At 60.2% G+C, this 20637-nt stretch carries 20 protein-coding genes; 18 read left to right on the forward strand and 2 right to left on the reverse strand.

Annotated elements, in window-relative coordinates; all coding sequences use genetic code 11:
* Window positions 1-22: 22 nt before the first annotated feature.
* The 18 genes from PYH37_RS14225 (at window position 23) to visR (ending at window position 18876) form a co-directional block, all read left to right on the forward strand.
* On the forward strand, window positions 23-1534 hold the full coding sequence (locus PYH37_RS14225) for a sugar ABC transporter ATP-binding protein (RefSeq protein WP_280735576.1): 1512 nt from the start codon (window positions 23-25) through the stop codon (window positions 1532-1534).
* Window positions 1531-2511: an ABC transporter permease gene (locus PYH37_RS14230; protein ID WP_280735577.1), complete on the forward strand. Its 981-nt coding sequence runs from the start codon at window positions 1531-1533 to the stop codon at window positions 2509-2511. Before PYH37_RS14225 ends, PYH37_RS14230 begins: the two co-directional genes overlap by 4 nt.
* The gene (locus PYH37_RS14235) at window positions 2511-3515 is read left to right on the forward strand and encodes an ABC transporter permease (RefSeq protein ID WP_280735578.1); all 1005 of its coding nucleotides are present in this window, start codon (window positions 2511-2513) and stop codon (window positions 3513-3515) included. Before PYH37_RS14230 ends, PYH37_RS14235 begins: the two co-directional genes overlap by 1 nt.
* Before the next feature lie 8 nt (window positions 3516-3523).
* Window positions 3524-3838 (forward strand): L-rhamnose mutarotase, encoded by a 315-nt coding sequence (gene rhaM, locus PYH37_RS14240; RefSeq protein ID WP_280735579.1) that lies wholly within the window; start codon window positions 3524-3526, stop codon window positions 3836-3838.
* A complete protein-coding gene (locus tag PYH37_RS14245) occupies window positions 3835-5235 on the forward strand; it encodes an FGGY-family carbohydrate kinase (protein ID WP_280736044.1) in 1401 nt (466 codons plus the stop codon). The genes rhaM and PYH37_RS14245 overlap by 4 nt, the downstream gene beginning before the upstream one ends.
* Window positions 5236-6084: 849 nt before the next feature.
* On the forward strand, window positions 6085-7695 hold the full coding sequence (locus PYH37_RS14250) for a globin-coupled sensor protein (protein WP_280735580.1): 1611 nt from the start codon (window positions 6085-6087) through the stop codon (window positions 7693-7695).
* Between the two features lie 37 nt (window positions 7696-7732).
* Window positions 7733-8026 (forward strand): STAS domain-containing protein, encoded by a 294-nt coding sequence (locus PYH37_RS14255; protein ID WP_280735581.1) that lies wholly within the window; start codon window positions 7733-7735, stop codon window positions 8024-8026.
* A 3-nt stretch (window positions 8027-8029) separates the two neighbouring features.
* Window positions 8030-8395, forward strand: coding sequence for a response regulator (locus PYH37_RS14260; protein ID WP_280735582.1), 366 nt, complete (start codon window positions 8030-8032; stop codon window positions 8393-8395).
* A 20-nt stretch (window positions 8396-8415) separates the two neighbouring features.
* Entirely contained in the window at window positions 8416-10704 is a 2289-nt protein-coding gene (locus PYH37_RS14265; RefSeq protein ID WP_280735583.1) for a chemotaxis protein CheA, read from the forward strand.
* Window positions 10705-10709: 5 nt separating this feature from the next.
* Complete coding sequence (locus PYH37_RS14270) at window positions 10710-11177, forward strand: chemotaxis protein CheW (RefSeq protein WP_280735584.1); 468 nt, start codon at window positions 10710-10712, stop codon at window positions 11175-11177.
* Window positions 11174-12082 (forward strand): protein-glutamate O-methyltransferase, encoded by a 909-nt coding sequence (locus PYH37_RS14275; protein ID WP_280735585.1) that lies wholly within the window; start codon window positions 11174-11176, stop codon window positions 12080-12082. Before PYH37_RS14270 ends, PYH37_RS14275 begins: the two co-directional genes overlap by 4 nt.
* Window positions 12079-13128, forward strand: a complete 1050-nt coding sequence (cheB, locus tag PYH37_RS14280) for a protein-glutamate O-methylesterase CheB (protein ID WP_280735586.1) — start codon at window positions 12079-12081, stop codon at window positions 13126-13128. Before PYH37_RS14275 ends, cheB begins: the two co-directional genes overlap by 4 nt.
* The gene (locus PYH37_RS14285) at window positions 13128-13517 is read left to right on the forward strand and encodes a response regulator (RefSeq protein WP_003529938.1); all 390 of its coding nucleotides are present in this window, start codon (window positions 13128-13130) and stop codon (window positions 13515-13517) included. The genes cheB and PYH37_RS14285 overlap by 1 nt, the downstream gene beginning before the upstream one ends.
* On the forward strand, window positions 13514-14068 hold the full coding sequence (gene cheD, locus PYH37_RS14290) for a chemoreceptor glutamine deamidase CheD (RefSeq protein WP_280735587.1): 555 nt from the start codon (window positions 13514-13516) through the stop codon (window positions 14066-14068). Before PYH37_RS14285 ends, cheD begins: the two co-directional genes overlap by 4 nt.
* Before the next feature lie 69 nt (window positions 14069-14137).
* Window positions 14138-14530, forward strand: coding sequence for a chemotaxis protein CheT (gene cheT, locus PYH37_RS14295; protein ID WP_280735588.1), 393 nt, complete (start codon window positions 14138-14140; stop codon window positions 14528-14530).
* A gap of 185 nt (window positions 14531-14715) precedes the next feature.
* On the forward strand, window positions 14716-16392 hold the full coding sequence (gene fliF / locus PYH37_RS14300; protein ID WP_280735589.1) for a flagellar basal-body MS-ring/collar protein FliF: 1677 nt from the start codon (window positions 14716-14718) through the stop codon (window positions 16390-16392).
* A gap of 1003 nt (window positions 16393-17395) precedes the next feature.
* The gene (gene visN / locus PYH37_RS14305) at window positions 17396-18124 is read left to right on the forward strand and encodes a transcriptional regulator VisN (protein WP_280735590.1); all 729 of its coding nucleotides are present in this window, start codon (window positions 17396-17398) and stop codon (window positions 18122-18124) included.
* 14 nt (window positions 18125-18138) lie between these two features.
* Window positions 18139-18876, forward strand: a complete 738-nt coding sequence (gene visR, locus PYH37_RS14310; RefSeq protein ID WP_425336153.1) for a transcriptional regulator VisR — start codon at window positions 18139-18141, stop codon at window positions 18874-18876.
* Window positions 18877-18947: 71 nt separating this feature from the next.
* Here visR and PYH37_RS14315 read toward each other — a convergent pair whose 3' ends face one another.
* Window positions 18948-19394 (reverse strand): hypothetical protein, encoded by a 447-nt coding sequence (locus PYH37_RS14315; RefSeq protein ID WP_280736045.1) that lies wholly within the window; start codon window positions 19392-19394, stop codon window positions 18948-18950.
* On the reverse strand, window positions 19391-20473 hold the full coding sequence (gene flhB / locus PYH37_RS14320) for a flagellar biosynthesis protein FlhB (protein WP_280735592.1): 1083 nt from the start codon (window positions 20471-20473) through the stop codon (window positions 19391-19393). Before flhB ends, PYH37_RS14315 begins: the two co-directional genes overlap by 4 nt.
* Between the last annotated feature and the right edge of the window lie 164 nt (window positions 20474-20637).

The following is a 20637-nucleotide window of genomic DNA, read 5'->3' on the forward strand; positions in this document are numbered from 1 at the left end:
ACAGGATACGATCACATCGCGGATGAAACCCGCCGTTGCACTAGAGGGCATATCGAAGTCCTTTCCGGGCGTTCGTGCGCTCTCGGATGTTTCGCTTGCGCTCTATCCGGGTTCGGTGACGGCGCTCGTTGGCGAGAACGGCGCAGGTAAATCGACCCTCGTCAAAATTCTGACGGGCATCTATCAGCCCGATTCCGGGGTGATCCGGGTCGCCGATACAGAAACAACTTTCCCGACCGCCCTTGCTGCGGCTAGGGCAGGGGTCACCGCCATCCATCAGGAGACGGTGCTGTTCGACGAACTCTCTGTTGCGGAAAACATCTTTCTCGGTCATGCGCCGCGCAATCGCTTCGGCCTCATCGACTGGAAAAAACTCAACGAAGATGCGCAAGCCCTGCTGCACCGGGCGGGCGCGGATTTCGATCCGACTATCCGGTTGCGCGACCTCGGGATAGCCAAGAAACATCTGGTCGCGATCGCGCGCGCGCTTTCGGTCGATGCGCGTGTCGTCATCATGGATGAGCCGACGGCGGCCTTGTCGCACAAGGAAATTCACGAACTCTACGCCCTGATCGAACGGCTCAAGGCAGACGGCAAGGCGATCCTCTTCATCAGTCACAAATTCGATGAGATCTTCCGCATCGCCGATCGCTATACCGTCTTCCGAGACGGAGCCATGGTCGGCGAGGGACTGATTGCCGACGTCAGCCAGGACAATCTCGTCCGGATGATGGTCGGCCGCGCCGTCGGTTCCGTCTATCCGAAGAAGGAGGTTGCGATCGGTGAGCCGGTTCTTACCGTCTCCGGCTATCGCCATCCGACCGAATTCGAGGACATCAGCTTTGAACTGAGGCGGGGCGAGATCCTCGGTTTCTATGGTCTGGTCGGCGCCGGGCGTTCGGAATTCATGCAGTCCTTGATCGGTATCACCCGGCCGTCGGCCGGCGCCATTCGACTGAATGGTCAGGTGCTGGTGATCCGCAGCCCGGCCGAAGCGATCCGCGCCGGCATCGTCTATGTGCCGGAGGAACGCGGCCGCCAAGGCGCTATCATCGGCATGCCGATCTTCCAAAATGTCACACTGCCTTCTCTATCGCAGACGTCGCGCTCCGGCTTTCTGAAGCTCGCCGATGAATTTGCGCTTGCACGCGAATATACCTCGCGTCTCGATCTCCGTGCCGCCTCGCTCGATCAGGACGTCGGTACGCTCTCGGGCGGCAATCAGCAGAAGGTGGTGATCGCCAAATGGCTGGCGACCAAGCCCAAGGTCATCATTCTCGACGAGCCGACCAAGGGCATCGACATCGGCTCCAAGGCCGCGGTCCACGCTTTCATGAGCGAACTCGCCGCTCAGGGCCTGAGCGTCATCATGGTGTCCTCTGAAATTCCGGAGATCGTGGGCATGTCCGACCGGGTGATCGTCATGCGCGAAGGGCGCATTGCCGGTCGCTTCGAACGTGCCGAACTGACGGCCGAAAAGCTGGTGCGCGCGGCCGCTGGCATCGAAACTGAGCTCAATGGCAGGGCCGCATGATGGCGAAGCTTCTGAAGAATCGAGAAATCCTGCTGGTCGCGGCGATCCTTGTGCTCGTCGCTCTCATCGCGCTGCGCTTCCCCGCATTCGTAGCACCGGCAAACCTCGCCCGCGTTTACAACGACACGTCCATCCTGATTATTCTCGCTCTTGGGCAGATGGCGGTGATCCTGACCCGCTGCATCGATCTGTCGATGGCGGCCAATCTTGCGCTTTGCGGCATGGTCGCGGCCATGCTGAATGCTGCGTTTCCCGGTCTGCCGGTTCCGCTCATCATCCTTGTCGTCATGGCGCTCGGCGGCATTCTCGGCATGATCAACGGCGCGCTCGTCTGGAAGCTCGACATTCCGCCGATCGTCGTCACGCTCGGAACGCTGACGATCTATCGCGGCCTGATCTTCCTTTTGACGGACGGCAAGTGGATCAACGCGCATGAGATGAGCGACGCTTTCAAGGCGCTGCCGCGTTTTGAACTGGCCGGTGCGCCGGTGCTTTCGTGGCTGTCGCTGCTGACGATCGCGCTGATGTTCATGATCATGAGCCGCACGCCGCTCGGTCGCGCCTTCTATGCGGTCGGCGGCAATCCGCATGCGGCCGTCTACACCGGCATCGATGTCGGCCGCACGCGCTTTTTCGCCTATTGCCTCTCGGGCACTTTGGCCGGGCTGTCGGGCTATCTCTGGGTTTCGCGCTACGCCGTCGCCTATGTGGATATCGCCGCGGGCTTCGAGCTCGATATCATCGCGGCTTGCGTGATCGGCGGCATTTCGATCGCCGGCGGCATCGGTTCGGTGGCGGGAGCCATCCTCGGCGCTCTTTTCCTCGGCGTGATCAAGAACGCGCTGCCGGTCATCAACATCTCGCCCTTTGCGCAGATGGCGATTTCCGGAACGGTTATCATCATCGCGGTTGCGGTGAATGCCCGCGCCGAACGCCGCAAGGGCAGGGTCATTCTCAGAAAGGCGGAGGCTGTCTGATGGCGGACGCTCAACTCTCTCCTCGCAACATTCCCGATCGCTTGCAGGGACGCGGTGCGCGCATCCTCAAAAGCTGGGAATGTCTGCTCCTGGTCGTGGCGGCCGCCGTCTTCCTCGGCAATTCGCTGGCCTCTCCCTATTTTCTCGATCCATGGAATCTCTCCGACGCCACCTTCAACTTCACCGAAAAGGCGATGATCGCCTTCGCCATGGCGCTCGTCATCATTTCCGGTGAGATCGATCTTTCGGTGGCATCGATCATCGCGCTCGCCTCCACCGCCATGGGCTATGCGGTACAATTCGGCTTCGACACGCCGGCGCTTGTCGCCATCGGTCTTGGCGTCGGCCTCGTCTGTGGCGCCGTCAACGGATTGCTGATCACCGGTCTCGGACTGCCGTCGATCGTCGTGACGATCGGCACCATGAGTCTGTTTCGCGGGCTGTCCTTCATCGTTCTCGGCGACCAGGCCTTTACAGGCTATCCCGAAAGCTTCGCCTGGTTCGGCCAGGGCTATGTCTGGTGGGTCTTCTCCTTCGAGTTCACGCTGTTCGTGCTGCTCGCCGTCATCTACGGCGTAGTGCTTCACAAGACGAACTTCGGACGCGCCGTCTATGCCATCGGCAACAACCCGACGGCGGCGCTGTTCTCAGGCGTTCGCGTGGCGCGGATCAAGTTCACGCTCTTCCTGCTCACTGGGCTGATGGCAGGACTGGCATCGATCTGCCTCACCTCCCGTCTCGGCTCCACGCGTCCATCGATCGCGCTCGGCTGGGAACTGGAAGTCGTCACCATGGTGGTACTCGGCGGCGTCAGCATTCTCGGTGGTTCCGGCACCATACCCGGCGTTGTGCTGGCGGCGCTGATCATGGGCATGGTCACCTTCGGCTTCGGCCTGCTCAATGTTCCGGGCATCGTCATGTCGATTTTCATCGGCCTCTTGCTGATCTCGGTCATCGCCTTGCCGATCCTGTGGCGGCGCGCCCGCCGTCGCCTTGCGCATTGAGGTTCACTATGGAGAAATACGCGTTTCGCATGCGGCTCAATCCAGGCAAGGCCGCTGAATATCAAGCACGCCATAATGCGATCTGGCCCGAATTGGTCGTCCTGCTCAAGGAAGCCGGCATCTCCGACTATTCGATCCATCTCGACGAAGAAACCAACCTGCTTTTCGGCGTGCTCTGGCGGACGGACACGCACAGGATGGCGGAGCTTCGCTCAGATCCCGTGATGCGGAAATGGTGGGCCTACATGGCCGATCTCATGGAGACCCACACGGATAACGAGCCCGTGGCTGTACCGCTTAAGACCGTCTTTCATCTGAGCTGACGATGAGGACCGTTGCTGTCATCGACATCGGCAAGACGAACGCCAAAGTCGCACTGGTCGATCTCGACCGGTTCGAGGAAATCGCCGTGCGCAGGACGGCAAACAGCGTCGTCGATAGCGGACTTTATCCGCATTTCGACACCGAGCGCCTTTGGCGCTTCATCCTCGCCAGTCTCGCCGCGCTCAATCGCGAGCAGCGGGTGGACGCGATTTCGGTTACGACCCATGGCGCGACCGCCGTGCTGCTCGATGAAGCGGGCGAACTCGCACTGCCCGTTCTCGATTATGAGTTCGCCGGGCCGGATGCGCTGGCAGATGAATATGGCAAGGTCCGCGCACCCTTCTGCGAAACCGGTTCGGCAAGACTGCCGATGGGCCTAAATGTCGGGGCCCAGCTCTTCTGGCAGCAGCGCATGTTTCCGGAGCATTTCTCGAGAGTCGCGACGATCCTGACCTATGCGCAATATTGGTCCTATCGCTTGACCGGCGTGCGGGCCTGCGAACTGACGTCGCTCGGCTGCCATACCGACCTCTGGAATCCGAAAGCCGCAACATTTTCGACGATGGTCGATGTACAGGGCTGGGGCCATCTCTTTGCACCCGTGCGCAAGGCAGGCGACGTGCTTGGCGGATTGTTGCCGCCCTTGGCGGAGGAGACGGGCCTGCCGCCGGGATTGCCGGTCCATTGCGGCATTCACGATTCCAACGCCTCGTTGCTGCCGCACCTCCTGACGCGCCCCGCGCCGTTTTCGGTCGTCTCGACCGGGACCTGGGTCGTCATCCTGGCCGTGGGCAGCGATGCGGTCGATCTTGATGAGACCCGCGACACGCTGATCAATGTCAGCGCGCTCGGCGATCCGGTGCCCTCCGCCCGCTTCATGGGGGGCCGCGCCTTTTCGATGCTCTTAGGCGACAATCCGCCGGCGGCTTCGCCCGAGGCCGAAGCGCGCGTTGTCGCGGCAGCACACATGCTGCTGCCGTCGGTTCCGGGCGGCTCCGGTCCCTTTCCAGCGGCACAACCGCGTTGGACAACGGACGAAGAAAAGCTGAAGCCTGCCGAGCGGCTCGCCGCCGTTTCGTTTCATCTCGCCTTGATGACCGCGACCTGTCTCGATCTCATAGGTGCGAGGGGAGAGATCGTTGTCGAAGGGCCCTTCGCGACGAATGACGCCTACTTGCGGATGCTTCTAGCCGCGACCGGACGGCCGGTCCTCGCCAACAGGCTGAGTACCACCGGCACAAGTCTCGGGGCGGCCTGCCTCGTTACGGGAGCCCGCATCAGAACGGGTGCGGAGGCCTTTACCGAAGCAGTGCCGAAAACCTATCTCGATTATGCAGGCGACTGGCGCAGGTTGACCGCGGAGCATGTGCAATGCGGTGTCGGTTCCGAATGCTGATCGGTCGATTGACGAAGTAGAGCTACTGCATGTTTCGTTAAATCGGAACCGATTTTAAGGACAAAGACATGCAGCAATTAAAAGTGCTACAGCGACCTTGTACGTCTGAAAAGACGCATGGCGCTGTAGTGGAGCTTTGCAGAGACTGGGCGCGGTAACGGCGCCTTAGAATATGTTTCTGTTCTCTGCGCGGCTATGATCGAGATTTATGACGATGGATATTGCCGTCATTGCCAGGATCGCGGTAATGGCGGCGCCGATTCCAAGAACAATCATTGTTCATTTCCCGTGAGCGCATCTTCATGATGTCGCCCTGTGCCTACGATGGTGCAGTTCGCGCGCTTTGCGCCCATTTGACTTTCGCTTCGATACAGGGCGCCAAGTAGAACTGCAATTCTAAACTCTTGTGAGTGAAAACCTGTTCCTTCGACGTGAATAAGTAGTGCAAAAACAGCAGTGAGTGACGTCCTGGTTGAATTTTAGCGATTCCGATTACGCGCCAGGGAGCGTTAACCTTCAAGCAAGGAATTAACCATAAACATGGTCCAACACGTCGGAATGGGAAGTTTCAGGTTCCCCTCAAGGCATGATGCCGCCCCGCCGTACCGGTTCCGGTCCGGTATCTATTCTTCATCGAAATTACTTGCGGAATGGACGATACCAGACGCTCAGGCGCGCTGATCTCATCGATCGGGCGTGACCGGCCACGGCCCCGTGATGGGCCAAATCTTCCCTCAGGCAAGTTTACGCATTACAGCGCCGCGCGTCGGTTCAGGCGTGCAAAGTCCGCTGTAACACTTTGAATTGCTGCATAGTTTTAAGGAGTTATGCAGTAGCCCGGGGATCAGCGTGAAGCAGGAAGCGTCAGAACAGGCAAGAAGCAGCCAGGCGGGCAGTCTGCTCGAACGCCTGCGCTTTGCCGGCCTCGACGAGGATGCCTGCGCGCTCCTGCGCGACCACAGGCAAGCGCTTTCGCCGCGCATCGATGCTGCTCTTCGTGACCTTTTCCATCGGCTACAGACCAATCCGGATGCCGCTCGTCACTTCGATAGCGATCGCCAGCTCGATCGCCTGCATGATCTTCAGTCGTCGCATTGGAACGTACTGACCGACGCTCGCTTCGATGGGCTTTACGCCGAGCGCGTGAAAGTGCTCGCCGACACGGAGGGCCGCATAGGCCTTGATCCGCGGTGGCAGATCGCAAGCCATGCGGTCGTCCTGGAGCACCTGCTTGTAGGCGCGATCGAGGATGCCTGGCCCAGGTCCATGCTTTCCTTTGGCAAGGCTCGCAGAAAGGAACTCTGCGATCTTGTTGCGGCTCTTGTTCGCACGGCCTTTGTCGATGCGGAGATTGCCGTTTCGCTGCGTTTCAATGCCGCGCGACACCAGTACCAGCGCCAGCTTCTGGAGCAGCGCAAGGACGACGAGACGGAAGTCACGGCTCTTTTCGCGGATGTCCTGCGGGCGCTCGCTGAGGGCGGGTTGGGTGTTCGTCTCCCGGAAGATGCGCCGGATGCCTATCGGCCGATCGTTGCCGGTTTCAACGCCGCGTTGGATCGGATCCAAGAGGCCCTTATTTCGGCGGCCGAGCGCGCCCGAGCGGCCGAAACGATCGTTTCCGACCTGTGCGGCCGCGCGACCGAATTTTCGGGCAAAGCCGCGGTCGATGCCGAGACCCTTTGCGACCGGGCTGCCGCGCTTGAAGCCGTGACCGGCCGTATGCGCATCGGATCGGCCCGGATCGGCGAGACCGAGGCGAAGGCGAGTGAAACGCGCATTGCCGTCGAACGGAGTGGCGAGATCGCCGGCCAGGCAATTTCGGCCATGGCTGACATCGAAGCATCGGCGGAAAAGATCGGCCAAATCATCGGCGTGATCGATGAGATCGCCTTTCAGACCAATCTTCTGGCTCTCAATGCCGGAATCGAAGCCGCGCGCGCCGGCGACAGCGGCCGCGGTTTTGCCGTGGTGGCTCAGGAAGTTCGCGCACTCGCGCAGCGTTCCGGGGAAGCGGCGCGCGAGATCAAACAGCTCGTGACGGGAACAAAGGCCCAGGTTGAGGCGGGCGTGAAGATCGTCGGCCGGACCCAGGACGCGATCGGCAGCATCGTCGAACAGGTGATTTCGATCAATGCGGCGGTTTCGGGCATTGCCCGGGAAGCGGAAGGTCAGGTGAACGACCTGGCTGCGGTCGCCTCGGAGATCGGCGGCGTCTCACAAGCGATTGAGCAAAGTGCAGCGCTGGCGAACACCGCGCTCGCCTCCTCGGATGATCTTCACGGCGTCATCCTGGAACTGGGGCAGACGATCCGGCGATTCCGATTCGAGCGTCAGATGGGATTGTCGCCGTCATCCGCCTCGTCCCCCGCTTTGCCGCCGCAGGTGCAAGAAGAGGAATCGTCGATGCTCTTCGACGATGACCTCGCCTCCGAGCGGCACCATGCCGGATGGCGGCGCTAGGTTCAGGGCAAGTCGATGAAGCAGGCGAGGGAAAAAAATGGCCAGCAGGAACACCGCTCAAGAAACGCTCAAGCTCGCTCCGGTGCTTGATCTGAACGAAGCGACGGCGCTGCACGAGAAGCTCCTGGCGCTGAAGGGCGGCGCGGTTTCGATCGATGCCTCCGCCGTCGAGCGGATCGGGGCGCTCTGTGTTCAGGTTCTGGTCGCCGGCGCAAGAAGTTGGGAAGAGGACCAATTGTCTTTCACCTTTGCCAAGGTGTCGGACGCTTTCGTTAAAACGACACAGCTCATCGGCGTGGATGTCGATCCCCTGATGGCAAAGGAGATTTGAGAAATGAAGAAGAGAGTTCTGACTGTCGACGACTCCCGGACGATCCGGAACATGCTTCTCGTCACGCTCAACAATGCCGGATTCGAGACGATCCAGGCCGAGGACGGCGTCGAAGGCCTTGAAGTACTCGAAGCGGCCAATCCGGACGTGATCGTCACCGATATCAATATGCCGCGGCTCGACGGCTTCGGCTTCATCGAGGGCGTGCGCAAGAACGACCGCTATCGCGCCGTGCCCATTCTGGTGCTGACGACGGAGAGCGATGCGGAAAAGAAGAACCGTGCACGACAGGCAGGCGCTACCGGCTGGATCGTAAAACCGTTCGACCCGACCAAGCTTATCGATGCCATCGAACGTGTAACGGCCTGAGATCCGGGGACAGCCATCCAATGGATATGAACGAAATCAAAGAGATCTTCTTCCAGGAATGCGAGGAGCAACTCGCGGAACTGGAGACGGGTCTCCTGAAGCTCAATGACGGCGATCGCGACCCGGAAACGGTGAACGCCGTATTTCGCGCGGTCCACTCCATCAAGGGTGGCGCCGGCGCGTTTGGGCTGGATGACCTCGTCTCGTTCGCACATGTGTTCGAGACGACACTTGATTGCGTTCGGTCCAACAAGCTGGAGCCCAACCAGGATGTTCTGAAGGTCATGCTGAGGTCTGCGGACGTGCTCGCCGATCTCACGAATGCCGCCCGCGATGGCGGTACCGTCGACGAGGCCCGCAGTCGCCAGTTGATCAAGGAGCTTGAGGCTCTCGCCAACGGCGAATCGCCGCAGGCGGCCGCTGCCGAGCCCGCTCCGAAAGCGGCGCCGGTCGTCGCAACAATGCCCGCGCCCGCAGCGAACGATGAAGGCTTCCAGCCCGTTGCCTTCTCGTTTGACGATTTCGAGACCGAGGAACCGGCCGCTTGCGACCTTCCGGCCTACGACATCGTCTTCAAGCCGAAATCCGACCTTTACTCCAAGGGAAACGACGCGACGCTCTTGCTGCGGGATCTGTCGCGCCTCGGCCAAATGAGCATCCATTGCGATATGGACGGCTTGCCGACGCTTGATCGCATGAACCCGGAGGCCGCCTACTTTACCTGGAAGGTTTCGCTGAAGACCGACAAGGGCGAAGAAGCGATCCGCTCTGTGTTCGAGTTCGCCGAGTGGGACTGCGACCTCGATGTGACGCTCGCAGGAGATACTCCTGTCGCGACCGACGAACTGCCGATGCAGCCCGTTCCTTTCGATCTCTCCATGCTCGATGAAGGGGCCCAAGCGCCAACCAGTGCGGCCCAGGATCAGATCGCCGCACAAGAGCGTGACGCGAGGGATGCAGCTGTGTCGGCTGCGGAAACTGCAAGCAATGTATTGCAGATGGCGCAGACGGCTGCGCGCCCGCCGGCCGAGGCCGGGAGAAACGCGACGACCGCATCTTCTGCCGCGCAGACTGCCGCTGCCCAGCAGGCCGCCTCCGCCGCGACCCCGACAATCCGCGTGGACCTCGATCGCGTCGACCGGTTGATCAACCTCGTCGGCGAACTCGTGATCAATCAGGCGATGCTGTCGCAGAGCGTGATCGAGAACGACACCAACGGCACATCGTCGATCAATATGGGTCTCGAAGAGCTGCAGCAGCTCACTCGCGAGATTCAGGACAGCGTGATGGCAATCCGCGCTCAGCCGGTGAAGCCCGTCTTCCAGCGCATGTCCCGCATCGTCCGGGAAATTGCCGACATGACCGGCAAGTCCGTTCGCCTCGTTACCGAGGGCGAGAATACGGAAGTGGACAAGACGGTCATCGACAAGCTCGCGGAACCGCTGACGCATATGATCCGCAACGCGGTGGACCACGGGCTCGAAACGCCCGAAAAACGTCTCGCCGCCGGCAAGAGCGCCGAGGGAACCGTCCGGCTGACGGCCAAGCATCGTTCCGGCCGCATCGTCATCGAGCTTGCCGACGACGGCGCCGGCATCAATCGCGAGAAGGTGCGGCAGAAGGCGATCGACAATGATCTCATCGCCGCCGACGCAAATCTTTCGGACGAGGAAATCGACAATCTGATCTTCCACGCCGGCTTCTCGACCGCGGACAAGATCTCCGACATTTCCGGTCGCGGCGTCGGCATGGACGTCGTCAAGCGTTCGATCCAGGCGCTGGGCGGTCGCATCAACATCTCGTCGAAGCCGGGTCACGGCTCGATCTTCACGATGAGCCTACCGCTGACGCTCGCGGTTCTCGACGGCATGGTGGTGACGGTCGCGAACCAGACGCTCGTCGTGCCGTTGACGGCAATCGTAGAAACACTTCAGCCGGAGGCTTCCGCGATCCACAGCTTCGGCGCCAGCCAGCGCCTGATCTCGATTCGCAATTCCTTCTGCCCGTTGGTCGATGTCGGCCGCATCCTGAACTTCCGCGGGATACAGGCCAATCCCGTCGACGGCGTGGCCCTGCTCGTCGAATCCGAAGGCGGCGGACAGCGCGCCTTGATGGTGGACGCGATCCAGGGCCAGCGCCAGGTCGTGATCAAGAGCCTCGAGGCGAACTACACGCACGTTCCCGGCATCGCCGCAGCAACGATTCTCGGCGACGGGCGCGTAGCGCTCATCCTCGATGTCGATGCCATCGTCTCCGCATCGCGCGGACAGTCCCTGAAACCTGAAATATCACTTGCCGCAGCCGGATGACGATCATGAGCAATGCCGCAAAAAATCTGACGACTGGCGCCCGGGAGCTTATCGCTTTCCGGGTCGGCAATCAGGAGTTCTGCGTGAACATCATGTCCGTGCGCGAAATCCGCGGCTGGGCGCCGGCAACGCCGATGCCCCATGCACCGCCCTTTGTGCTCGGCGTCATCAACTTGCGCGGCGCGGTGCTGCCGATTGTCGATCTCTCGGCACGGCTCGGCATGACGCCGGCCGAGCCGACGGTTCGGCACGTCATCATCGTCGCGCAGGTGAAGAACCAGGTGGTCGGGCTGCTGGTAGACGCCGTTTCCGATATCCTGACGGTCTCGGATGAAGAGATCCAGCCCACGCCCGACATCTTGTCCGACTTCGAGAAGAGTTTCGCGCGCGGCGTGCTCGCGATCGGTGGTCGCATGATCTGCCTGATCGAACTCGATGCGGTCTTTCCCCGCGAGGAGAGGGAAGCTGCATGAAAGCCCATGCCATTCTCGAACAAAGACAATCTCCCGACGAATGTCTCGCAAGCGGCGAATATCCGCTGACGCGTCGCGACCTTAGCGAAATCGCCGCGATGATCTATGCGGATGCCGGAATCTACCTCAACGAATCCAAGGCGTCGCTCGTCTACTCGCGGCTGTCGAAGCATATCCGCAATCTCGGGCTAAGAGGGTTCCGCGACTATTGCCAGCTCGTCGCCTCTCCCGCAGGTGCGGCGGCCCGCCGCGATATGCTCTCGCATCTGACGACCAATTTCACCCGCTTCTTTCGCGAGAACCACCATTTCGAACACCTGAAGACGGATGTATTGCCGGGGCTGATTGCCCGGGCGAAAAACGGCGGGCGCGTTCGCATCTGGTCGGCAGCCTGTTCGGATGGGCAGGAGCCGTATTCTATTGCACTCACGGTCCTCTCGCTGTTGCCGAATGCCAGCGACTACGACTTCCGCATCCTTGCGACCGATATCGATCCGAAGATACTCGCGCTGGCGCGGACAGGCGCCTATGACGCGACGGCACTCGAGACTGTGAACCCCGCAATGAGGAAGCAATGGTTCAGCGAGGTCAATGTCGGCGGGCGCGTCAAATGGCAGGTCGATGAGCGTGTGAAGCGGCTAATTACCTTCAACGAGCTCAACCTGATGGCGCAATGGCCGCTCAAGGGACCGTTCGACGTGATCTTCTGCCGCAACGTCGTGATCTATTTCGACGAGCCGACGCAGATGAAGATTTGGTCGCGCTTTGCCGGCGTGCTCGACACCAGTGGACATCTCTATATCGGCCATTCGGAGCGTGTATCCGGAGACGCCAAGTCGCATTTTGACAATATCGGCATCACCACCTATCGCCATACCGGCAAGTTTCACGGAGCTCGGGCATGACCGTTCCCGCACGTGTTCTCGTCGTCGACGACTCCGCCACCATGCGCGGGCTGATCTCCGCTGTGCTCAACGCCGATCCGGACGTGAAGGTCGTCGGCCAGGCGGCCGACGCGGTCGAAGCGCGCCAGGCCATCAAGCAGCTCGATCCCGATGTGGTGACGCTTGATATCGAAATGCCGAACATGAACGGACTCGAATTTCTCGATAAGATCATGCGTCTGCGGCCGATGCCGGTCATCATGGTTTCGACGCTGACCCACAAAGGCGCGGAAGCGACGATCGCCGCCCTTGAAATCGGCGCCTTCGATTGTGTCGGCAAGCCGCAACCAGGCGAGCCGAACCCGTTCGGCGATCTGGTCGACAAGGTGAAGGCGGCCGCCCGTTCGCAGCGAAAGTCCATCATTACCAGCAACAAGGCCGCAGCGCCGGCCGCGCCTGCCGTTTCCGAATACCGGGCCGGACGCAAGATCATCGCCATCGGTGCTTCGACTGGGGGGGTCGAGGCCCTGATCACTGTGCTGCAGAAATTTCCGGCCAATTGCCCGCCGACAGTGATCACGCAGCACATGCCGCACACTTTCACCAGGAGCTTTGCCGAGCGGCTGAACCGCCTTTGCGCTCCGACCGTGCAGGAGGCAACCGATGGTGCGCGCCTGGAGATCGGCAAAGTCTATCTCGCACCCGGCGGCGAACGGCATCTTCAGATCGCCAATGCCTCGGCGCCGTGCTGCCGGCTTATCGATCGCGATCCGGTCAATGGACATCGGCCCTCGGTCGACGTGCTGTTCGACTCGGTTGCCGAGCTCGCGGGCCGCAACGCGATCGGTGTCATCTTGACCGGCATGGGCCGCGACGGTGCCGCCGGTCTTCTCAAAATGCGGCATGCCGGAGCACGCACTTTCGGACAAAACGAAAAAACCTGTGTCGTCTACGGCATGCCGCGAGTTGCCTATGAATTGGGTGCCGTCGAAACGCAGCTCCCCCTCGGATCGATCGGGGACGAGATACTGAAGACGGCGGCAGCCCGGAAAGAAGGAAGCGAATAATGTCCCTCGCCGAAAAAATAAAAGTTCTGATCGTCGACGATCAGGTCACGAGCCGCTTGCTCTTGGGCGATGCCTTGCAGCAGCTTGGCTTCAAGCAGATCACCGCCGCCGGCGACGGGGAGCAGGGCATGAAGATCATGGCTCAAAACCCTCATCATCTGGTCATCTCGGACTTCAACATGCCGAAGATGGACGGGTTGGGACTGTTGCAGGCGGTGCGCGCCAACCCTGCGACGAAAAAAGCGGCGTTCATCATCCTGACGGCGCAGGGCGATCGCGCGCTGGTACAGAAGGCGGCGGCACTTGGCGCCAACAACGTTCTCGCCAAGCCGTTCACGATCGAGAAGATGAAGGCTGCCATCGAGGCCGTATTCGGGGCGCTGAAATGATCACTGAAGCTGCCGGCAGGCGCGTGCATGTCATTCAGGGCGAGTTCAAGGTCGTCAACGATCCCGATATCGTTCTCTCGACCATTCTCGGCTCCTGCGTGGCTGCCTGCATGCGCGACCCGGTAACCGGCGTCGGCGGCATGAATCACTTCCTGTTGCCCGGCTCCGCGACGTCACCGTCCTCGGGCGGGGACGCCACCCGTTATGGCGTGCACCTGATGGAGCTCCTTATCAACGGCTTGCTCAAGCAGGGTGCGCGCCGTGATCGGCTGGAGGCGAAGATCTTCGGTGGCGCCAGGACGATTGCGCGGTTCTCGAATGTCGGGGAGCAGAATGCAGCCTTCGCGCGCCAGTTTCTCATGGACGAGGGCATCCGCATCGTCGGCGAGAGCACCGGCGGCGAGCACGGGCGCAAGCTCGAATATTGGCCTTCCTCCGGGCGTGCCCGCCAATATGCTCTGACCGGCGTCGAAGCGCAGCGCGCGATCCAGATGGATCAGCGGCCAGCACCCGCGCCGAAGCCGATGGAAAGTTCCATCGAATTCTTCTGATCGTGCCCGGCCGCAGGTCGGCTTACGGTACTTCTCTAAATTCGCCCGCAAACCACGTGAGAACAGACGATGCAAACCGATTATCTGAGCCATATGCCTCACGTGGAGGAATCCTTGCCGGCCGTACTGATGCGCATCGTTACCGAACTCCATGATGTCGCCTATCTCATCGAGCGTATCGAGCCGCAGCTTTGGAACGATCACGGTGCAGCCGCGCCGGACACGGCTGACAAGATGATGGTGCTCCAGGGTATCGACCTTGCGGTGCAGAAAATGCGTGGGCTTGCCGAATTCATCGATACGATCACCGCCTCGATCCCGGATACGTGGCTCGTGGACGTTACGACCGCCGTCAACTTAGTCAAACTGGCCGATATGAAGAAAGCGCTCGGCAACGGCATGCTCCGCCACGGACACTCGCAGCCGCTGACGAAAGCCTCCGGCGATTTCGAGGCATTCTGACACTCGCCTCGGCATCGCTTCCGTTTCGTCAACTTCGCGCAAGTTTCGCCGCCTAGCTTCGCTTTCGGGGCTGGTAGATTCGCGCGTAGTGGACTGAGGGCACGTCGAACCCAGCAAACCCGAATGTTGAATTTGCGCGGGCGCCAGCGGATGGCTGTCCTCGCGATACTGGGTGCGAAAACAGAATGAATCTGTTCGATCAATTTTCGACGCTTACGAAAAATCTGAGCAATCTCGGGCAGGGCAAGCTGATTGCGCTTGCGATCGCCGGCATTGTCGCGGTCGGCTTCATTCTCGGAGCCGGTATCTACGTCAACAGACCCTCCTATGAGACGCTCTATGTCGGCCTTGAGCGCAGTGATGTCACCCAGATCAGTATTGCGCTTGCCGAAGCCAATATCGATTTTAACGTCGGTTCGGATGGCGGCAGCATTCAGGTGCCCGTCGGCATGACCGGCAAAGCCCGCCTGCTGCTTGCCGAGCGCGGCTTGCCGAGCAGCTCCAACGCCGGCTACGAACTTTTCGACAATGTCGGCTCCCTCGGCCTCACCTCATTCATGCAGGAAGTGACGCGCGTTCGCGCGCTCGAGGGCGAAATCGCCCGCACGATCCAGCAAATCTCCGGCATTGCTGCTGCGCGCGTCCACATCGTCATGCCGGAACGCGGAAGCTTCCGCAAAGCCGACCAGACGCCGACCGCATCGGTCATGATCCGCGCCAGCGCCACGGTCGGCCGCAACGCCGCCTCCTCGATCCGCCATCTGGTCGCGTCGTCGGTGCCCGGGCTCGATGTCGACGACGTCACCATTCTCGATTCGACCGGCCAACTCCTCGCTTCCGGCGACGACCCGGCAAGCAGCGCTCTCAATCAGTCGCTCGGCGTCATTCAGAATGTTCAGACCGATCTCGAAAAGAAGATCGACAATGCGCTTGCGCCGTTCCTCGGCATGGACAATTTCCGCACCAGCGTCACGGCGCAGCTCAACACCGATGCACAGCAGATCCAGGAAACCGTCTTCGACCCGGAGTCACGGGTCGAACGCTCGACGCGCGTGACCAAGGAAGAGCAGAAGTCCAGCCAGCAGCAGCCGGACAATGCCGCGACCGTGCAACAGAACGTGCCCCAGGCAGCGCCGCGTGGCGGAGCCGGGCCGCAATCGAGCGACGAGGCGGCGAAGAAGGAAGAGCAGACCAATTACGAGATCAACAGCAAAACGATCGCCACGGTCAAGAACAGCTATTCCATCGAGCGGCTCTCGGTTGCGGTCGTCGTCAACCGCGGCCGCCTTGCGGCCATGGTCGGGGAGCCCGTCGATCAAGCGAAGATCGACGCCTATCTCCAGGAAATGCAGAAGATCGTCGCAACTGCCGCTGGCGTCGATGCGAGCCGTGGCGATGTCGTGACGCTGAACGCGATGGATTTCGTGGAGACGCAGCTCCTCGATCAGCCGGTCGCCGGTCCCGGCGTCATGGAAATGCTGACACGCAATCTCGGCGGAATCATCAACTCGCTGGCCTTCGTTGCGGTCGCCTTCCTCGTCGTCTGGATGGGTGTGCGGCCGTTGGCTCGCCAGCTGGGTTTCGGCGGCGCGGCAGGTCAGCTCGAAGGCGAGGCTGCCGGTCTCGAACTGCCCGACTTCTCTCCGGTCGGCGCCAGCACCGGAGGCGCACTCATGGAAGGCTTCGGCTCGGATTTCGGTTTCGACAGCACGGACGACCTGCTCAATCTCGGCGGCGACAGCGGCAATTTCAATCGACGCGTCAAAGAGGGACCGGAGCGGCGCCTTGCGCGCATGGTGGAGATCAGCGAGGAGCGCGCGGCGAAGATCCTGCGCAAATGGTCCCTCGACCGCGCCGCCTGACGAAAATCCTCCCAAGCAAAACTTCAACAGCGATCCCGCCCTCGAGGCGGGATTTCTACAGCGCCGTGCGTCTTTTCAGACGCACAAGGGTCGCCGTAGCACTTTGAATTGCTGCATGTTTTATCCTTAAACCGGCTCCGATTTGAGGAAACATGCAGTAGTTTGGCCGATTGCAGCGCGACACGCTTATAAGACAAGAGCGCGGTCGATCGTGCTCTGAGCCGCGTATGCGGGCTGCCTGGTCGCCGTGAGCCTCAGGCTCCGCCCATCAACTAATCCGCAAGTTGTCGTACGCATCTGGAATATTACCAAGGTCTAAAGCTTGCTCACCGGCAAGATCGGGAATCTGAATGAAGAATCCTCTACGCGCACCGGAGTCATGATCGAAACTTCGCTCGCGAAAATTTAATAAGAATTTAACTTTCTTAAACTCCGAGACGTCGACAACGCTTTGAGAGTTGTGTCGTCCGCTGGCCATTGTTTGCCGGTGGTGCAGTTGTTCTTAAATATAACCTTGATTTCCACAACTATAATGTAGATCATAGAGTTTGTTAGTCGTTGTTTTGTTGTCGTCTAACTGCATCTGAACTGATGCATTTCGGCAACAGCCAGATGTCTAAAGTAAAACCATGGCGCCGCCAAGTTCGAAAAAGTGGGCGCTCTTCAGGGCCTCGGAAGAGAAAAAAAACGCTGCCTCAGCCTTCCGCTTGCCGCGTTAGCACCATTGGGCAATCGGGAAAATGCTTGAAAATCAAACCTGTGCGTAAAAGCCGTCGACCCTGATCGGGATGCCTTCATCCGCGGAGCAGGACATGCGGTGACGTTTTCCAAGGGCAAATGCGGAAGTAAACGGCGCTAGGAGGGCGGTGTCATTTTAGGGGAGGCGATGTACAGTTTACCAGTTGATTCGATTCCTGATTTGCGAACGGTGGTAAAGCCGGCGGTGGCGGCGGTACGAGCGCAATTCCCAGGTCGTCGGATCCGACACGGGGGCTGAAAAATTATGGGCATTTCGCGGGCAGACGCAGTCTGGTCAGCTGCGTCGCGTATGTGTGGACGGGGAATTTCACGGGAACAGTTGATCCGAAGGCTCGGCGAAACCGCCGAGCGCAGCGGTCTCGGTAACGGGCTGGCGGCCCTGACGGAATATGTCGGAGCGGCGCATTATCTTCTTGCCCGTCATGATCTCTCTCAGCAAGGCGGGCTAGATTGTATCGTCTGCTCCGATTGGCCGTTCGATATCGTCCGCCGCTTGTCGGGCATCATCAACGGACTCAACGCCAAGACGACCGAGCTGGAAAAGTGCCTGGGTGTCCTGCAGCCATGCTTCCTGACCATGCCAGATGACATCGACTTGCCGCGCAGCGTCAGCCGTAGCTACTGCGCCACCACATTCAACGTGGGGCGTTCGCGGTTCTCGTTGATGCTGTTGTTTCCCGAGGACGTAATCCTGTCCCAGGAGGGGTTGCGTGATGTCGCGCTGCTTGCGGGCTATATCGCCAGCCTGAAGGCCGGCGTCAATGTGCGGCATGATCGCGAGTTCGAATTGACCGAACGCGAGCTCGAGTGCCTGTTTTGGATCGCAGAAGGAAAGACGAGCGAGGAAATCGCCGTCATCCTGGGGATTTCTCGCAACACGATCAACAACTACATCACCAGCGTGATGCGAAAGACCGCAACGCGGACAAGATCGGAAGCGATCGCTCACGCCGTACGAAACAATCTGGTATAGGAGCGGCGGCGATGATGCATTTCGCGAGTGGAGGCCGTGCCGACGATGCCCAGACGGGCCGAAACGCCCGGGCGGCGCGCGCCGCGACCTTGGTGACACGCCTCCAGGCGATGCAGCGGCAGATCAATGCCAGAAACTTTGCTGTCCTGCGCGTCAATGGACGCGGCACGCCGGTGACGCGCAAGCTCACCTGCGCTCTCAACAACTGGGGTGTCTCGTCCGAGCTGAACGCGCATGATCTCATAAAGGTTTACGGCGAGGAGTTGCTTGCGCATCTCGATCGTTCTCTGCTGCCGGTATTATGGGATGGACAGGGCGAGCACCAGGCGACCGACGTTTCCGGCTTCGGACCGTTCACACTCCGGTTGAACGGGCGAACGCTATCCTATTCGGGTATAGCCTTTCCAATACGTCTCGGCGCTCAGGGCAACGGCTACGTGGTCTTCACCGGCAGCTATATCGACGCCTCGAGTGAGCAGATCATAGACTTGCACGTCGGCTGCGCGCATATCATGACCGATATGCTGGCAGCGGACGAAAAAAGGCTGTTCAAGGCCGAAACTCTCAGTGATCGGGAGATAGCCTGTCTGCAGATGGCCGGCGACGGTTATATCAGCGAGGAAATCGCCGAGAAAATGGGGCTTTCCGTCCACACCGTGAACGCCTATCTCGGCGCCGCGACGACGAAACTCGACTCCGTCAACCGCATCCAGGCGATCGCCAAGGCTATACGCCTCGGCTACATCAGCTGAGACTCGTGGTTGCTTCCAATAAGTCGACGCGGGACGCGCCTGAGGCTGCGTCCCGCACTGTTTCGGCTTATTCAGCTTGCAAGCCGCAGCGGGTAGGATTTGACGAACTTCGCTTCCTCAAGGCTGCTGGCAAGAAAGGCCGTATTCTCTTCCGGATCCGGTGAGGGGTGCTGAAAGTTGATATGGCTGATCTCAACGCCCGCGGTTTCCTTGGCGAGCACGAGGCGCGCATAGACGGTGACGCCGCGTGGCTTCAGTTCGAGGTCGAGAACGATTTCCGGGTGGCTATCCCAATCCAGATCGTAATTGCCGCCCAGTCCGAAATTCACCGTTCCCGGCAGGAAGTAGAGCTCGGCCGCCGATTCCACCAGATCGGCGAGGCTCGCATAGGACTCGAACCGCAGGAGCGCGATGAAATCCGCAGCATCGATGAGGCGTAGTTCCGTTGCTACCGGACGGATCGCCTCCGCCACTATCTGTTCGCGTTTTTCGGAGAATTCGGACTTTTTCAAGATTATGTCACCCGTTTTTGTTGCGGCTGAGCTGCATAGACCCGGTGAATGAGTTCGGCGACCGCCTTGTAAAACACCGGTGGAATCACACTATCCACCGAGACTTGTGCAAACATGGAGCGTGCCATTGGTGGATCCTCGAAGACGGGAATGCCATTTTTCTCGGCAATTTCGCGAATCTTCAGCGCGACGAGATCCTGTCCCATCGCCACGACGACGGGGGCGTCGCTTTCTTCCCGCACGTAGCGTAGTGCAACGGCGTAGTGCGTCGGATTGGCAATGACCAGGGTGGCGCGGGGCACGGAGGAAATCATGCGTTTGCGGGCACGATCGCGCTGCATCGACCGCAGCCGCGACTTGACGATCGGGTCGCCCTGCGACTGCTTGAGCTCCTCCTTTACCTCCTGCTTGGTCATCATCAGTTCCGTGTACCAATGATGGCGGGTCCAGAAGAGATCGATGATCGCCAACAGGGCCGTCGCCAAGAGTACGACGATCAGGATCTGCTTGAGATCCGATGTCATTGTCGTGAAGATGGTCACCGGATCGGAGAACATCAGGTCGAGAGTGGCGAAATAGTCGTTCCATAGGACAAGGACGACGATGATCGAAACGACGATGATCTTGAACAGCGACTTGCCGAATTCCACCAGACCTTGGACGCCGAAGATACGCTTGAAACCCGCCGCCGGCGATATGCGGTTCATCTTGGGTTGGATGCGGTCGAGCACGGGTCGAGGCAGGTTCTGGAAGATCGAAGAACCGACACCAAAGACGATGAGGAGGATGAAGATCGGCACGAGCAGCGCTGCCGATTTCAGGATGATGTGCGAAATCAGCCCGACGGCGTCGGTCGCCGTTTCCAGGCGCCAGGCCTCCGGTTGTTCGAATACGTCCTTCAGCGCCTCGGCGATGCTGGCCGCGCCGTCCGCAAGAAAGAACACAACGAAGATATAAATCGCTAATGTCGAGGCGAAGATCGTCACTTCGCGGGAGAAAGGGACATTACCCTTGTCGGCCGCGTCGGATAGCTTCTTCTCCGACGGCGCCTCGGTTTTGCTGTCCTTATCCTGATCTTCCGACATGAAACGGGAAAACTCCCCAGCCTGTGGCAATCGAGCGCGGGGCGATCAGGCGACCTGACGCGCGCTCTGCTTCTGTGGTGAACCCGGGCGGGCTCGCGCGCAAGGGCCGGGGGCCGGCAACGCAGCCGGTTCAACAGAAATTAGATGCTCATTGAGCAACGAAA

The sequence above is a fragment of the Sinorhizobium numidicum genome (assembly GCF_029892045.1).
Classification (GTDB): Bacteria; Pseudomonadota; Alphaproteobacteria; order Rhizobiales; family Rhizobiaceae; genus Sinorhizobium; species Sinorhizobium numidicum.